Origin of the sequence: Rahnella sp. ATs2 (assembly GCF_051851855.1) — a bacterium.
Lineage (GTDB): Bacteria > Pseudomonadota > Gammaproteobacteria > Enterobacterales > Enterobacteriaceae > Rahnella > Rahnella variigena.
In genome coordinates, this window is record NZ_JBLYPL010000033.1 from 1 (window position 1) to 15895 (window position 15895).

Annotated in this window: 16 protein-coding genes and 2 pseudogenes; 5 read left to right on the forward strand and 13 right to left on the reverse strand. The window is 53.9% G+C overall.

What is annotated here, in order from left to right; translation table 11 throughout:
• The 10 genes and pseudogenes from ACJY2G_RS23825 to ACJY2G_RS23870 all read right to left on the reverse strand — a co-directional run.
• Positions 1–103, reverse strand: a pseudogene (locus ACJY2G_RS23825) (DUF3304 domain-containing protein); the annotation flags it as partial.
• Between the two features lie 20 nt (positions 104–123).
• Positions 124–654: a DUF3304 domain-containing protein gene (locus tag ACJY2G_RS23830; RefSeq protein WP_430324185.1), complete on the reverse strand. Its 531-nt coding sequence runs from the start codon at positions 652–654 to the stop codon at positions 124–126.
• A 35-nt stretch (positions 655–689) separates the two neighbouring features.
• Positions 690–833: pseudogene (locus ACJY2G_RS23835) on the reverse strand (DUF3304 domain-containing protein); the annotation flags it as partial.
• Positions 834–875: 42 nt separating this feature from the next.
• Entirely contained in the window at positions 876–1703 is an 828-nt protein-coding gene (locus tag ACJY2G_RS23840; protein WP_439292280.1) for a DUF4123 domain-containing protein, read from the reverse strand.
• Entirely contained in the window at positions 1704–4031 is a 2328-nt protein-coding gene (locus ACJY2G_RS23845) for a type VI secretion system Vgr family protein (RefSeq protein WP_430320927.1), read from the reverse strand.
• A 185-nt stretch (positions 4032–4216) separates the two neighbouring features.
• Positions 4217–5866 carry a malate:quinone oxidoreductase gene (locus ACJY2G_RS23850; protein ID WP_120163510.1) on the reverse strand — a complete coding sequence of 550 codons (1650 nt, stop codon included), beginning with the start codon at positions 5864–5866 and terminating at the stop codon, positions 4217–4219.
• A gap of 303 nt (positions 5867–6169) precedes the next feature.
• Positions 6170–6946: an anti-sigma factor family protein gene (locus tag ACJY2G_RS23855; RefSeq protein WP_430320926.1), complete on the reverse strand. Its 777-nt coding sequence runs from the start codon at positions 6944–6946 to the stop codon at positions 6170–6172.
• Entirely contained in the window at positions 6943–7398 is a 456-nt protein-coding gene (locus tag ACJY2G_RS23860; protein ID WP_430320925.1) for a sigma-70 family RNA polymerase sigma factor, read from the reverse strand. The genes ACJY2G_RS23855 and ACJY2G_RS23860 overlap by 4 nt, the downstream gene beginning before the upstream one ends.
• Positions 7399–7478: 80 nt before the next feature.
• Positions 7479–8021, reverse strand: coding sequence for a tetratricopeptide repeat protein (locus tag ACJY2G_RS23865; protein ID WP_120163513.1), 543 nt, complete (start codon positions 8019–8021; stop codon positions 7479–7481).
• A 31-nt stretch (positions 8022–8052) separates the two neighbouring features.
• Positions 8053–8649, reverse strand: coding sequence for a cytochrome b (locus ACJY2G_RS23870; RefSeq protein WP_120163514.1), 597 nt, complete (start codon positions 8647–8649; stop codon positions 8053–8055).
• A 330-nt stretch (positions 8650–8979) separates the two neighbouring features.
• On the opposite strand from ACJY2G_RS23870, the gene ACJY2G_RS23875 reads away from it, so the two are divergent.
• On the forward strand, positions 8980–9726 hold the full coding sequence (locus tag ACJY2G_RS23875; RefSeq protein ID WP_430320924.1) for a flagellar brake protein: 747 nt from the start codon (positions 8980–8982) through the stop codon (positions 9724–9726).
• A 3-nt stretch (positions 9727–9729) separates the two neighbouring features.
• Here ACJY2G_RS23875 and ACJY2G_RS23880 read toward each other — a convergent pair whose 3' ends face one another.
• Positions 9730–10488: an SDR family NAD(P)-dependent oxidoreductase gene (locus ACJY2G_RS23880; RefSeq protein ID WP_430320923.1), complete on the reverse strand. Its 759-nt coding sequence runs from the start codon at positions 10486–10488 to the stop codon at positions 9730–9732.
• A 126-nt stretch (positions 10489–10614) separates the two neighbouring features.
• Here ACJY2G_RS23880 and ACJY2G_RS23885 point away from each other — a divergent pair, with 126 nt between their 5' ends.
• The 4 genes from ACJY2G_RS23885 (at position 10615) to ACJY2G_RS23900 (ending at position 15159) form a co-directional block, all read left to right on the forward strand.
• Positions 10615–11514 (forward strand): LysR family transcriptional regulator, encoded by a 900-nt coding sequence (locus ACJY2G_RS23885; RefSeq protein WP_192878637.1) that lies wholly within the window; start codon positions 10615–10617, stop codon positions 11512–11514.
• Positions 11515–11598: 84 nt separating this feature from the next.
• Positions 11599–12723 (forward strand): inner membrane protein YhjD, encoded by a 1125-nt coding sequence (gene yhjD, locus ACJY2G_RS23890; RefSeq protein WP_112288020.1) that lies wholly within the window; start codon positions 11599–11601, stop codon positions 12721–12723.
• A gap of 287 nt (positions 12724–13010) precedes the next feature.
• Complete coding sequence (locus ACJY2G_RS23895) at positions 13011–14333, forward strand: MFS transporter (protein WP_430320922.1); 1323 nt, start codon at positions 13011–13013, stop codon at positions 14331–14333.
• Between the two features lie 58 nt (positions 14334–14391).
• Positions 14392–15159 (forward strand): CDP-diacylglycerol diphosphatase, encoded by a 768-nt coding sequence (locus tag ACJY2G_RS23900; protein WP_112288018.1) that lies wholly within the window; start codon positions 14392–14394, stop codon positions 15157–15159.
• Between the two features lie 15 nt (positions 15160–15174).
• Here ACJY2G_RS23900 and ACJY2G_RS23905 read toward each other — a convergent pair whose 3' ends face one another.
• Complete coding sequence (locus ACJY2G_RS23905; protein ID WP_430320921.1) at positions 15175–15585, reverse strand: helix-turn-helix domain-containing protein; 411 nt, start codon at positions 15583–15585, stop codon at positions 15175–15177.
• On the reverse strand, positions 15582–15893 hold the full coding sequence (locus tag ACJY2G_RS23910) for a type II toxin-antitoxin system HigB family toxin (protein ID WP_113876907.1): 312 nt from the start codon (positions 15891–15893) through the stop codon (positions 15582–15584). The genes ACJY2G_RS23905 and ACJY2G_RS23910 overlap by 4 nt, the downstream gene beginning before the upstream one ends.
• Positions 15894–15895 lie beyond the last annotated feature (2 nt).

Here is a 15895-nt window from a genome sequence, read left to right on the forward strand (position 1 = left end):
CCAGTATGAACAATAATAATCCCGCGCCCAGCCATTTACCCCAGCGCGCATAGCCGCGATTAACGGCCCCGTCTATTTTTTCCAGCCTTTTAAAAAAATCCATTTTATTTCTCGCTATGAGTTTTATTTACGGTTTACTGTATCTGGCAGATCTTCAACCTTCGGACTAATAAACCCTGTCCCCCACCACAAGCGCACTTTATCTCCGGGCAGAAAATAAACATGCAGGTAATTTTCTTCCCATTTTCGTTCAGGGAGAGGAATCCTTACTTTATGGATTTCAGTACGTATTCCTGCTTGATATTGCGCAAGGGTGTAATCAACAGTCCAGACAACTTCCGCCGTTTTACCACTGATACTTCCGCAACATGTGGATTTACCAGAACCTGAAGCGTAAGGATTTTCTTTATCATGTGCTGAAGAATTAGCACCCGCTACACCATTCACACTAAATCCCCGTATAGGCCGATCTATTTCGCTGTGAATAATTAATGTTACCGGTCCGGTCGGTGGTCCCCAGATGGATGCCCAGACTACCCAGCCTCCCCATCCCAGTATGAACAATAATAATCCCGCGCCCAGCCATTTACCCCAGCGCGCATAGCCGCGATTAACGGCTCCGTCTATTTTTTCCAGCCTTTTAAAAAAATCCATTTTATTTCTCACGTTATTTATTTTGACTGACGGAATCAAATACCTGCCGCTGGTAATTTATTATCCTTGCCGGGATGTTTTTCATAATGTGACCAGGCATTGTCACTCCACCCTAATAAAACTTTATCTCCGGGGAGGAAGTGAACGTGCAAATAAACTTTTCCCCATTTGCATTCTGGATTAGAGAATAATCAGCCCGTCCTTGCATGTAATTTCCTTATTTAATCTACAGAGTATTCAGTTAAAATTTTCACCAACGATGCTTCCCCCTCGCTCACTTTTTGCAACATCGTCAGCATTCCTTCGGATTCCAGTATTTTCTTACCGCCATTAAGGTAATAAAGTGCATACAGTTTGCTGTCGACGCCTGCGGGCATTCCGGCCAGCCGTGCTTTTTGCAGTGCTTTAATCACCATGTCGCGCTGCGAACAGGGAGGGAAATGCTGACTGGCAGGCATTTTCTGCCACTGGGTTAAAATCGCACCGACTTCGGGTTCATCCATAATCTGTTGCCAGATTTCTTCATTTAGCCTGACGGCATGATCCCGTGGATTTTCTGCAGTAGATGCCAGCAGAGGAACAGGCTGCCAGCTCCCTTCTAAAGGTGCCCACCACCGGGTGATATTCCTGAACAGAAAGGTGTGCCATTCCTGTTCACCGCATTGCGCGAGCAGACTGATCACCTGTCGTGTATAAAAGCGAATCAGTGCAGTGGTGTCATCCGGGCCAATCACTGTGCAGGCATAAGAAAGTTGCGCCGCAAGCGCCCCTGAAAGGCAGGATTTTGTCGCAATCACACCCACAACGCCGGGTGTGTCCTTTATCTTTTGTGTGAGTTCATTGTTATTTTTCACCGCCAGCAACCACGGCCCGTAATTTTTAAACTCGGCGAGTTGCGGATGGAGGTATAAAGAATACATTTCCGAAGCATTGAGCGTGTAAAAGGCCTCAAATGCTTGGGTTTCCTGCGCTCCACCTTCTAACAATAAATAAAAATAACCGTTCTCTGTTTCAGCTGCGAACTCTGCTAATGCTGTTGACTCGATCATTTACGCTCCCTGTACGATGGCATCGTTGGCTTTGATGGCGTTAAGTAAGCATTCGATACAAATCTTGTTTTTAAGCTCAGGATACTGTCCCGGCAGCATGGGCATTTTCAGCCGTACAGGATTCGCCACCGTCAGCACCGTGTGCGGCGTTTTCCTGAAATACTCACCGGCCGTGCCGTACTCAATTTTGCCGTCCTGCAGGATGAGGTAGCTGCCGCCACCAATCAGCGTGATGCGCTTTTTCGCGCTGAACACGATGTCGCCGTCCACCGCCGTGAGGCTCACTTTTTTGCCCGCCGCAAGCGCCAGCCGGTTGTTCTGCGCCTGAACGTCGACCCTGCCTTCGCTGGCCTTCAGGCTCATTTCGCCCTTCAGCGCAAAAATGCCCATTTCCTCACCGGTGTTGACGGTCAGGTTCTTAATCACCCCGATATCCGCGTTTTTACCGGCGTTCAGAATCATGTTTTTGGCAGCGGCCAGCTGCATATGTTCGCCGCTGGTCAGCGCCATGCCTTCCGGGGCGCTGGCCAGCACCACCTGATTTATCGGCTTCAGACGTTCGCTGAACATGGCGATTTGCGCCGCGATGTCGGCCTCCAGCGCGCTGGCCTCGGCGGCGGCCTGGCTGAGGGCCTTTACCTGACGCTGCAGGTAGTCGATTTCAGCCATCGCCGCGCTGTTATCCAGCACCTGACCCTGACCCTGCGGCTGGGCGTCCGCGCTCAGAAAGACGCCCTTACCACCACGCAGGACGCCGTGTTCATCTGTGCGCAGCTCAAAACCTTGCCCGCGCGGCGCGTTTTGCGCATCGACGATATGCCCGCTATTCAGCTGGGTTTTGCCGTATTCGGTGGCGAGCTTGATGTGCTCCTCACTGCGCCGGTCCTCCATCCGCAGCTTGTTATTTGACGGAGTGCGCAGGACGTTGCGGGTGTGGTTCCTTTCGGTCACATGGTCGGGATGTTCGGAGTCGTGCAGCGCGGCGGCGATATACGGCCGGTCGGGGTCGCCGCCGTCAAAGGCAATCGCCACTTCGGTGCCGTCGGTCAGCGGCATATGCCAGCCGTAGCCGTCGCCGCCGTAGGGTTTGGCGAGGCGCACCCACAGGTACGCATAACCGGCATCGGCCGTGGCGCGGTCGCCGTCAATCCGTACGCGGTAACGCCCCTGATTATCCAGCCACGCGTAGGTGTCGCCTTTGTTCGGGCTTTCCACCCGCGCCGGTATCGTGCCGCTGAGCACGGGCCGCGCCGGTGGTTCGGGGCGAAAGCAAATCGTTTCGCGGTAGGCCATGCCCCAGATATTGAGGCGGAAGTGGTCGGTGCGCGAGCCTTTGGCGACGATGCGGGTAATGAGGATGCCGTCCGGCAGGTCGCTGAACGGGTAGGCCTGCGGCTCCAGCACCTGACCCGGCGCCAGCCCGCTGCCGGTGGTGCGGGCAAAGATGCGGCACTGATGATTGAGTTTACGTTCATGGCGGATGCGGGCATAAAACGCGCCGGTTTCGGCGGCGGCGTCCACGTCCTCACCGGCCTCGCGGTAGGGTCGGGCATAAAGGTAGCTTTCGCCGGTCACCGGCGCGGCGCTGCGCACCTGCGCGCTGGCGTCCAGCGGCGTGGTCGCCTCGCGGTAGTTGTAATCGCGTTTAAAGATTTTGCCGGTCACGGCGTTCCAGTGGATTTTCAGCCCCCAGACGCTTTCGGCGTGGCCGTCGCTCATCCCCGACGGCTCGCAGTACGGCAGGGTCATGCCAAACTGGTACTGCTCCGGCCCGTCGCCGAACAGCACCTTTTCACACGCCAGGCGGGTGTCCGCCTCAAAGCGGAACCAGATACCGACCTCGGCCAGAATGCGTTTTATAAACTGCAGGTCGGTTTCGCCCCACTGGGTGATGAGTTCGCGGTCGGGGTAGGTCTGGCTGAGGCGAAACTCAAAATCCTGCCCCTCGAGCCCGTGTTTGCGCAGGATAAACTCCGCCACCTCGGGCACCGACTGGTTCTGAAAAATAAAGCTGTTGGTGCTGTTTTCCAGCAGCCGCAGGCGCGGCACCAGCTCGAGGCGGTACAGGGTTTCATCGGCGGAGGTGGACAGGCGCTGAAAGTCACGGATAACGCCGTACACGACGCGTTCCGGCTGGAAAGGCGTGCCCATAGTGAAGCTGGCGAACTGGCGCAGCATCTGCGCGGCGTCGATATCCGGTTCGGGGCTGGTGACGTCAACGGTGTAGGAAAAAGCCTCGCTGAGCTGTTCCTCGCCGCGAAAGTTCAGCACGTCCAGACTGTAAGGGCTGTTCCAGATATCAAGCGAGTAGCGGGAAAGTGTATCCATTCCGGTCCCTGGTTGGCATGTGAAAAGCATCCTGCTTTTCGGAGTGTGAGGAAACTGTATTCACATGGTGAAATTGTGGGCACAGTTTAATGGAATTTACGTATTCACAAAGAGATATATGAAGGGATATGAAGAAAAAAGGCGCAGTTGCCCGCGCCTTTACGATCACTTTTTACGGAATCAGATTACAACGCGACGTCTGCAACCTGCTTCTGCTCTTCACCCTTTTTAGGGGCTGAAGAATTGTCCGCTGCCGGTGCCGGTTCCGCCGCTTTTGGCTGCGGGTTGTCGAGCATCAGAACGCGGCTGGTGTCGCCCAATTCTTTCTCGGTCGCGGCCACGTTGCCGTTCAGTTCAGTGCCGTAAGAAGGGATGATGTCCTTCAGTTTGGCCTGCCATTCTGGCGTCGCGACTTTGTCTTTAAACACTTTTTCCATCAGGTGCAGCATGATCGGTGCCGCAGTGGATGCGCCCGGAGAAGCGCCCAGCAGCGCGGTAATGCTGCCATCTTTAGAGCTGACCACTTCGGTGCCGAGACGCAGAACGCCGCCTTCTTTCTCATCTTTTTTGATGATCTGCACACGCTGGCCCGCTTCCCACAGACGCCAGTCTTCTTTCTTCGCATCCGGGAAGTATTCACGTAACGCATCGAAACGATCGTCGTCGGACAACATCACCTGGCTGACCAGATATTTCACCAGATCGAAGTTGTCGATACCTACGTGGGTCATCGGCATGATATTGGAGAAATTCACGCTGCCGAACAGATCCCACAGGGAACCATTTTTCAGGAATTTGCTGGAGAAGGTCGCGAACGGCCCGAACAGCAGAACCTGTTTGCCATCCAGAATACGGGTGTCGAGGTGCGGTACGGACATCGGCGGTGAGCCGACAGACGCTTTACCGTACACTTTTGCCAGATGGCGTTTCACCACGTCCGGGTTCTCGGTCACCAGGAATTCGCCGCCGACCGGGAAGCCGCCGTAGTTATCTGCTTCCGGAATGCCGGATTTTTGCAGCAACGTCAGGGACGCGCCGCCTGCGCCGATAAACACGAATTTCGCTTTGATGACGCTTTCTTTGTCGCCGTTTTTCAGGTCGGCAACGGTCACGTTCCAGGTGTTATCCGGGTTACGTTTGATGTCGCGCACTTCATGACCGAGGCTCAGCGAGAAGTTAGGTTTCTTCTGCAATGAGGCCACCAGCTGACGGGTGATTTCACCGAAGTTCACGTCGGTACCGATCGGAATACGGGTCGCGGCCACTTTCTGCGCCGGGTCGCGCCCTTCCATCACCAGCGGGATCCACTGTTTGATTTGCGCCGGGTCTTCTGAATATTCCATGCCGCGGAACAGCGTGCTTTGCTGCAGCGCCGCAAAACGTTTACGCAGGAAATTGATGTTGTCGTCACCCCACACAAAACTCATGTGCGGCGTGCTGTTGATGAAGGAACGCGGATTGTGCAGTACGCCGTTCTCAACCTGATAGGTCCAGAACTGACGGGAAATCTGGAAGGATTCGTTGATTTCGACCGCTTTGGAGATATCGATACTGCCGTCGGCTTTTTCCGGCGTGTAGTTCATTTCCGCCAGCGCAGAGTGGCCGGTACCGGCGTTGTTCCAGCCGTTGGAGCTTTCCAGCGCCACGCCGTCGAGACGCTCAACCATGTCGATTGACCAGTCTGGTTCTAATTCCTGAAGGTATGTCCCCAGCGTCGCGCTCATAATGCCGCCGCCGATCAGTAACACATCAACGGGTTTTTCATCTTCTGCCAACGCTGACTGGCTGAAAGCAACCACGTTAAGGCAGAGGATCATGGCGAGTATCTTTCTCATGACGTCTGTTTCTCTGAATGTTTAGTTTTAGTTTTGCAGGTGAAAGCTATCCAGATTTCCCCTGGATAAACGAAATCAACAACCCGGTGCGGTGGGAAATAAGCGATTATTTCCACAGAGTATGAAAGGACAATAATGGGGAGTAACGAAAACCGCGGCGAAGAACGACAAATCAACCACACAAATGTTACCGAATACTCATATTATCGAGATTTCGTAAACAATTTAACATTGACGTTACGTGCATTAAAAATAGTTTAATACTTTAAATAATTACATAAGTTAGTGACGTGACGAAATTACTCAGGCCAGATTCGCCTGCAAAGCCGCTGCATGCGCAGCCAGAGCCGGTGCCGGACTGTGGCCAATCAGCATGAAATTGTAACCGGCGTTGCGCCAGTAAACCACGTTCATTCCGCGACGGATTTCACTCTGCTGCGCCGTCGTGTCACGGTGTTCGCTGCGCGTAATACACAGCGCCATCGGGCCGTAGCGCACATCCAGATAGGTGATTTGCGCGATGTCATAGTCGTCATAATGCAACATGCGGGCATCTTTCAGATCTGCCCCCTGCACTGCCAGCGCCGCCGGGCTCAGCGCGATACCTAAGGTATTTTGCACCCGCGCCAGCTGGATTTTTTGTTGCCCCGCAGAATCATACACATCCGCCAGCGTCTGCGCGGTGTACAGCGACATGTAATCCGCCACGCGCACGCGCCAGTTATCCTCCGATTCAAAAAGCGTCGAATAACGCCCTGCCAGCAGCCCGACGGCCAGAAAGCTTACCGACGCGGCGAGCAGTGCGCGACGACTAAAGCGGCGCGAACCGGCAGCCGGAACATCGGGAATGGCATCCAGCGCGGCCTGTAATTTGCCGACCGGCGCTTGCTGTAACATCGCACCGAACGCGTCGTGGAAGGGTAAATTGCTGCGCGACATCTGTGCCAGCCGCTGCGCCAGCACGTTATCCTGCGCCAGTTGTGCTTCAAATTTTGCGCGCTGCGGTTCGCTTAACTGGTTATCGAGATAAGCGACCAGGGTTTCATCGGAATAAGGCGCAGACGGGACTTCACGGGTCATTTTTTCTCTCCCTGCTGCGGTTGTGTGGCGGCACCGGCATCTTTTGCCAGCGTCAGCCGTGCGGCCGCCAGACGGCTCATGATGGTGCCGGCGGGCACACTCAGTGTCATTGCCGCCTCCTGATAGGTAAAACCTTCGACGTACACCAGAAACACCGCGTTGCGCTGGGCTTCCGGCAGCCGGTTCACCCGCTGCATCACCTGCGTATGCCAGTGACGTTCTTCAAAAGACAGCGTGTCGGCGGGCGCCTCCGTTTCATCCACATCCGCAAATCCCTGCCCCTGACGAACGTGCTGCGCCCTGAGTTCGTTAACCCATATAGAGTGCAGAATAGAAAAGAGCCAGCGATCCACGCCGGTGCTGTCGGCGACCTGCGCGCAGCGTTCCAGCGCCCGCACGCAGGTGGATTGCACCAGATCGTCTGCCACGTCGTGCTTGCGCGATAACACCATCGCGTAGCGCCACAAACGTGACAGGCACTGGCTCAGTTCAGAACGTAAGTCTGCCGGTGAGATTTATCGTTTCTCCGTGATCAGGATTCCGGGTGGCCGTCGATGGCGGCGCTCAGGTCGCGGTATTCTTCGCAGCCGGTACCGCATAAGCCTTTGATGGTCGCCAGCTGGGCTTTAGCGAGATCAGGACGCCCTTTAATCATATAAGCCTCGCCGAGATATTCCCGGACTTTGGCGTAATTCGCGTCAATGGCAATCGACTTCTGATAATAGCTGATGCCTTCGTCGGTGCGACCCAGTTTACGGGTGGCGTAGCCGCGATAATTCCAGGCTTCTTTGGTGTTCTGATCTTTGAGCGTATTCAGCACGGTCAGCGCTTCCTGATAACGCCCGGTTTTCGCCAGATGATAGGCGTACTGCGTTTTATCCTGATCGGAAATCATGCTGCCTTTATCCACCATGCAGCTTTTAGTTTTGCTGTCATAGATTTGTCCTTTCGGGCAGTCCGGCGTTTTCTTCGCGTCGGAATCGTCGCCCATCGCATTCGCTGCCGCGCTGAAAAACAGCAGATTGCCAGCCAGACAAGCAACCGACAGCGCCTGTATTACCGTTTTTGTCTTCATAATGATGTCCTGTAAGGGAGTAACGGATGACTTACGGGCGGCCTGCGCTGCCCGGTAACATGCGGCGCAGAATGCCGTCGCGGAGAACGTAATGGTGGAACAGTGCCGCCAGCGCATGCACGCCAGCAATGATGATCAGCGCCCAGGCAACGTTGTTGTGCAGCGAGCCAAAAGTTTTCGTCATCACGCTGTCGAAATTGAATACGTCAGGAATGGGGAATAAACCGAAGAAATAGAACGGCTCAGCCTGCGACCAGCGGAATAAAAATCCCAAAATGATTTGCGCGACCAGCAATAAATAGAGCGCCAGATGCGTCAGGTGCGCGGCGGCTTTCATCAGCGTCGGCATGGCGACCGGTTGCTGTTTGCTGCGACCGGTGCTGACGGTAAACAGGCGCCACAAAAGACGCCCGGTGATAATCGCCGCCAGCAATATCCCGACCGAGATATGCACCGATTGCAGCCCTTTTCGCAGCGGCGTGCCGCGCTCGAGGACTTCCCAGATATGCGCGCTGGCAAACAGGAAGATGACGGCCAGCGCCGTCAGCCAGTGCAGTAAAATAGTCAGCCCGTCATAGCGGCTGCGAAGAACCGGAGATGGCGTTGAAGTTGAGGTTAATCGTTGCATAGAAACAGTGCCCGTCAGTGTTCGATATAAAGGTAAACACCTGAGGACCGGTTTCTATTCGGTATGAGAGAAAATAATTCTCGTCCGATATGTTTTAAATGATAAAAAACGCAGGAGAAAAGATACGTCAGAACGCCCAAAGATAGCCTATATATAACTCAGGGACGCGCAAACAGCGCCCTGCGGCGCACAATTTCCCTTTGGGCCGGTCAAAAACCACGTTATTACGCGATAAAGTTTTGTTCTGAGTGGCCGATAATCCGTATTGGGCGCCTTACACGTCAACGGCTGCGCCATAATTTTGCATTTATTTCTTATGAGGTGCGGCAGGTGAGCGAAGTATCTAAAGAGTCGTTTGCGAAGCGGAACACGCTGGCAATCTTGTCCGTTTTGCGTGACTTAAAGAAGAACCAGACGCTGGTTATGGTCAGCCATTCCCGCGGGCAATTTATCAGCAAAATTCTGGACGTCGACGCTGACCACCACCAGTTTTTATTCGATCTCGGCAGCTCAGATTATGAAAATAGTCTGGCAATGGACGCCGATACGCTGAATTTTGTGGCAGAACCGGCAGGCGCAAAGGTCGAATTTTCGTGCAGTAAAGTTCGTCAGGTGGCATACGAAGGTTTACCCACTTTCACCTGTGATATCCCGCCCGTGTTGTATTCCATTCAGCGTCGTGAGTATTTCCGCGTGAATGTGCCGTGGCTGCCGGATTACCGTTGCAGCGGAAAACTGCCGGATACCTCAGACTTTGCCTATCGCGTGAGGGATATTTCTCTTGGCGGGCTGGGGCTGGAGATTGACGGCATGACGCCGCCGGAAATCAGTTCAGGCGCAGTGCTGAAAGATTCCCTGATCGAACTGGCTGAGCTTGGGAAATTCAAAGTGGATTTGCAGTACATCGGCGCGATGGCGCGTAAATCGGTGAGCAATAAAGGTGAAACTGTCAGCAAACAGCGGCTGAGTTTTAAGTTTCCGAATTTATCGCCCGCGCAGGAACGCGACCTGCAACGGGCAATTTTCGAACTGGAAAAACAGCAACATATGAAAGCAAAACGTTTCCAGCACGATTAAGGTTTAGATAAACATACCGCCTGAAGCCTCGACGCGCTGGGCGGTCATCCAGCCAGCTTCATCGCTCAGCATCATCGCCACCATCCCGCCAATATCATCCGGCAAACCGGCGCGTCCCAGTGCGGTATTGCCGGAGACAATTTTGTTCACTTCCGGATTATCGCGCACCATACCGCCGCTGAAATCCGTTTCGATCGCGCCAGGTGCCAGCACGTTCGCGGTAATGCCACGGGCACCCAGTTCTTTAGCCTGATAGCGGGTCAGCACTTCAATCGCACCTTTCATGATGGCGTAAGCCGAAGAGCCCGGCAGTGCGAAACGCGCCAGTCCGCTGGAAACATTCAGAATGCGGCCACCGTCTGCCATCAGCGGCAGCAGTTTCTGCGTCAGGAAAAATGGCCCTTTCAGGTGGACGTTCATCATCAGGTCAAACTGTTCTTCAGTGGTATCAGCAAAAGACTCATGCAAACCCACACCGGCATTGTTCACCAGAAAATCAAAAGTGTCGCGCTGCCAGACCTGTTGCAGCTGAGTTTTTACCTGCGCCACAAAAGTGTCAAAGCTGCCGGACGCGCCGGTATCCAGCTTTAACGCCACCGCTTTTCCGCCCTGTGCTTCAACTGATTGCACCACCGCCTGCGCCGCATCCGCCTGGCTGTGGTAAGTCAGAATGATATCAACGTTGTTTTTTGCCAGCTTTTCAATGGCATTCTTGCCTAATCCACGGCTTCCGCCGGTCACAATAGCGATTTTACGGTTCATTTTGGGCCTCTTTGGATTTTTGTCACTGATACATCGGTTGAAACATAGCCTATTGGATTACCTGAGTGCGATAAATGGTTCATAATGAGTTTCACTGTCTCAATACCAACAACAATCGGGCAAAATGTGGATAAAATTCAATCAATGCAGGTCTTCGTTCGCGTGGCGGAGCTGAGTAATTTTACCCGTGCAGCAGAAAGTCTCGGTTTGCCAAAAGGCAGTGTCTCGCGCCTCGTCCAGCAACTTGAAACGCGGATGTCGGCACGCCTGCTGCACCGTTCCACGCGCCGCGTGCAGCTGACGCAGGACGGGCAGGTGTTTTATCAGCGCTGTAAAGAGCTGCTGGCCAACATGGAGGAACTGGAGTCGATGTTTCAGTCGAATCCGGCCAGCGTCAGCGGGCGTTTACGGGTTGATATGACCACCGGCATGGCGACCAATCTGGTGCTGCCGCGCCTGGCAGAATTCCTCAACCGTTATCCTGCGCTGGAAATTGAGCTGAGCTGTACCGATCATCGCGTGGACGTGGTGCGAGAAGGGTTCGATTGCGTGATCCGCACCGGCACGCTGAAGGATTCCGGCCTGATTGCCCGCCCGCTCGGTCAGCTCAGCGTGGTGAACTGCGCCAGCCCCGGCTACCTGCGCCGCTACGGTACGCCGGATCATCCTGACCAGCTGGCGCAGCACGCGATGGTACATTACGAACAAATTCTCGGCAGCCATACGTCCGCCTTTGAATATCTCGACGGTAAGCAGGTGAAAACCGTTAAAAGCGGCGGCGCAGTGACGGTCAACAGCACTGAAACTTACGTCTCTGCCTGTCTGGCCGGATTAGGCATTATTCAGGCGCCGTTGCTGGGCGTGCGTGACGCGCTGGCAAGCGGTCAGCTGGTGAGTATTTTGCCGCAGTTCCGTGCCCCGCCAATGCCGGTGACGCTGGTTTATCCGCACCGCCTGAACCTTTCCCGCCGCGTGAAAGTGTTTATGGACTGGCTGACCGACATTACTCAAACGTTCATTGCCTGACCGCTTAAACCGCCGCGACTTAGTCCCGGCGGCTCAGGCGTCTATACTTAAAGCCGGATGCACTTTTAAGGACAACATGGATCAATGCCCATCATTTCTAAACAAGAACCTGATACACAGGAAAAACCCGAGCCGCTGATTAATATCAAAACCGGTAATTCTACGGTGGATAAAAACATCGGCAGATTTTCTCGACTGGTAGAACACGTTCAGTCATGGGGCTGGGTCGCCCACCTGCTGCGCGCTACCGAGCGCTTTAATGACCGTCTTGGCAGCCAGTTTGGCGCGGCTATTACCTATTTTTCGTTTCTGTCGCTGATCCCGATCCTGATGGTGTCCTTCGCCGCCGTCGGTTTTGTGCTGGCCTCAAATCCCGATTTGCTGGCGGAACTGATCAATAAAATCGTCAACAGCATCAGCGACCCGAATCTGGCGAACACGCTGAAAAGCACGGTGAATACCGCCATCCAGCAGCGTACCGCCGTGGGGTTATCCGGTTTGCTGATTGCGCTCTATTCCGGTATCAGCTGGATGGGGAATTTGCGCGAGGCGATCCGCGCACAATCGCGCGATGTCTGGGAACGTAATCCGCAGGATCAGGAAAAGATTTACCGCCGCTACATCCGCGACTTTATTTCACTGACCGGGCTGGTGCTGGCGCTGATTATCACGCTGTCGCTGACGTCGATTGCCGGTGCCGCGCAAAAAACCATCGTCGATGCGCTGGGTCTTGGCGGCATTGACTGGCTGCGTCCGGTGATGACCAGCATCACGCTGGTGATTTCTATTGCCGCCAACTATCTGCTGTTCCTGTGGATTTTCTGGATGCTGCCGCGCCATAAGCCACGTAAAAAAGCGCTGCTGCGCGGGACGTTGCTGGCGGCGGTGGGCTTTGAGGTGATCAAATTCGTGATGACCATGACGCTGCCGAAACTGGCGACGTCGCCTTCTGGCGCGGCGTTCGGTTCGGTGATCGGGCTGATGGCTTTCTTCTATTTCTTCGCCCGTCTGACGTTATTTGTGGCGGCGTGGATAGCGACTGCAAAATACAAAGATGATCCGAAAATGCCGGATCACCGTCAGAATGCAGGCAAAAATGAGAAAAACGCCACGGAAAACGACAGTGAATACACGCCGGACAATCTCATCGTGCCAGATGAAATGCATATATCAGCAATTAATTCTGATAATGAGATTAAAAAGCAGTGAATAATGCCAAATAAGGCATTGCACTGCGCTGAAAACCAGAATAACTGACTGAGAGCCGTACTTTTATTTCGCGGTTTTGCAGTCAGTTACTCTGCCTTTTAACCATTCGCCAAACTTATGAATGGTGAAATCTCGCCCTGATAAAACATTCCCCCGATCCGGCTTTAAACGCCTTTTTTCAGCGCCTCCGCTGCGTTGAAATACCGCCCTGCTCTGCATAAGATGCCTTTTCGATATACATTTATTTACATTAGATCCCTCCCACTCATTACAAATAAGAAACACTTATGCAAGCCACTATCACTCTAGAATTAGAAGCTGACGCCAACCTGGTGAGTCAGAACTCCCGCGGCAAAGTTATCGTGGCATCGCTAATCGGTACGGCCATTGAATTCTTCGACTTTTATATCTACGCCACTGCCGCGGTAATTGTATTCCCGCACATTTTCTTCCCGCAGGGTGATCCGACAGCGGCCACACTTCAGTCGCTCGCCACCTTCGCTATCGCCTTTATTGCACGTCCGATTGGCTCGGCACTGTTCGGTCACTTCGGCGACCGCGTCGGGCGTAAAGTCACCCTTGTGGCATCTTTGCTGACCATGGGCGTGTCCACCGTGGTGATCGGCCTGCTGCCGACCTACGCGACGATTGGCGTCTTCGCACCGTTGCTGCTGGCGCTGGCGCGCTTTGGTCAGGGTCTGGGACTGGGCGGTGAATGGGGCGGCGCAGCGCTGCTGGCCACCGAGAATGCGCCCGCGAAGAAACGTGCCCTGTACGGTTCTTTCCCGCAGCTCGGCGCGCCGATCGGCTTCTTCTTCGCCAACGGCATGTTCCTGCTGCTGTCGTGGCTGCTGACCGATGAACAGTTCATTTCCTGGGGCTGGCGTGTGCCGTTCCTGCTGTCTGCGGTGCTGGTGATTGTCGGCCTGTATGTGCGTGTTTCCCTGCACGAAACGCCGGTGTTCGCCAAAATCGCCAAAGCCGGTAAACAGGTGAAAGTGCCCATCGGTACGCTGTTCACCAAATACAAAAAAGCGACGCTGCTCGGCACGTTCATCATGGTCGCGACTTACACGCTGTTCTACATCATGACCGTGTATTCACTGGGTTACGGCACGGCGGCAAAGCCGGTCGGACTGGGCATTCCGCGCAATGAATTTCTGCTGATGCTAATGATTGGCGTGATCGGCTTCGGCGTGATGGTGCCGGTTGCCGGTCAGCTGGCGGATAAGTTTGGCCGTCGCAAAACCATGATTTGCATTACGCTGCTGATGATCGTCTTCGCCCTGTGCTTCCCGACCATTCTGGGTGCCGGTTCACAGGCGCTGGTGATGGTATTCCTGCTGTGCGGATTTATGGTGATGGGACTGACCTTCGGTCCGATGGGCGCACTGCTGCCGGAACTTTTCCCGACAGAAGTTCGTTATACCGGCGCATCCTTCTCCTATAATGTGTCTTCGATACTGGGTGCGTCCGTCGCGCCGTATATCGCCACCTGGCTGGCAACTCATTACGGGTTGTTCTACGTGGGCGTGTATCTGGCCTCGATGGCAACGCTGACACTGATCGCGCTGCTGTTGTCCAAAGAAACCGCCCATCAGTCACTGTAACTGACCCGACACCGTGCCCGGTATGCGCCCGGCACGGTGCCTTCAGCGAAGGTTCCTTATGCGCTTACGACGTTTTATCCTGCCTGTTCTGATCTTGCTTATCGTTATTGCTGCGGCCTTCTGGTATTTCTGGCCTCATACCTCCAATCCCAACGCCCTGTGGAACATCATCAGTAAGAAATGCGTGCCGAATCAGCAAAGTACAGGCAAACCTGAGCCCTGCGCACAGGTCGATGAACCACAAGGTTTTGTGGTGCTGAAAGATCTGAACGGCCCGCTGCAATATCTGCTGATGCCCACCGCGCGGATCACCGGTATGGAAAGCCCGGCTTTACTTGAACCAGCAACGCCGAACTTTTTCAGTCAGGCATGGAATGCGCGGCATTTTATGGCGGATAAATACGGTAAACCGATCGATGACAGCAATGTCTCGCTGGCGATTAACTCGCAGTATGGCCGATCGCAGAATCAGCTGCATATCCACATTTCCTGCCTTCTGCCGCAGGTGAAAACCACGCTGAGCAAAGATGGCGCGCAGATGGGATATAACTGGCAAGAGCTGCCGGATAAGCTGCTCGGACATACCTATCTGGCGCGCAAAGTGACACAGGCTGAACTGAATGAAAAAGGCGCTTTCCGGCTTCTGGCCGAAGGCGTGCCGGAAGCGGATAAAAAGATGGGGCATTTCGGCATGGCAATGGTCAGTCTGCCGGGCGGCGATTTCCTGCTCCTCGCCAGTGAGCGTGACTTACTGAAACTCAATAACGCCTCGACCGAGGAGATCCAGGACCACAAATGTGCGGTACTGGATCCGGTGCCTCAGTGATGCAGATTCAGCGAATTAGATAAACAATGCGGGAGAAATCCCGAAGCGGTCGGCAAGCTTTCCGATGTGCTCAACGGTCAGCTTGCGTTCCCCGCGCAGAATGCGGGAAACCAGAGATTTACTGCCGATTTCGTCAGCTAAATCACTTTGCTTCAAACCATATTGATCCATCAAGGTCATGAGAACGGCGATGCCGTCCGATAATGCTTCCATGTCTGCCCGAAAATTAATGATTTCTGGCAGCGTGTTTTCGTAGGCGGTAATTCTGTTGCTGACAATATCCAGTAAAGGACTGGTCGGGTTATTCATCAGTAAGTACTCAACCAGTTCCAGCGCTTCCTGATAGTCCTGCTCGTTGGGATTTTCTCCCAGCAAAGGTACGGCGCTGACCAACGCCTCAGTCGCTTTAATGGCGTCCTTAATCATTTCTTTTTCCCCCGGTGCTGATCGGTAAACCGATCGTATTCGGCGTGGGTATAAATCCCTTTGACATAAAACTTTTGGCTTTCAAAGAAGATCAGCGCAATCACCCTGACCTCGTTTCTTGCGATGTTGATAACATAATGTTTATCAAGATATTTAAAGTTATCCAGCGATGGGTAAACCTTTCTCAGCGCTGCCGGTGTGGGGAAATTCCCTTTCTCAATCACCTTTCCGAGACTGAGCAATTCCGTTTTATATTGCGGAAATCGCACAGCGGCTTCGGCTAAGGCACGCATTGTAATCAGATGCATTA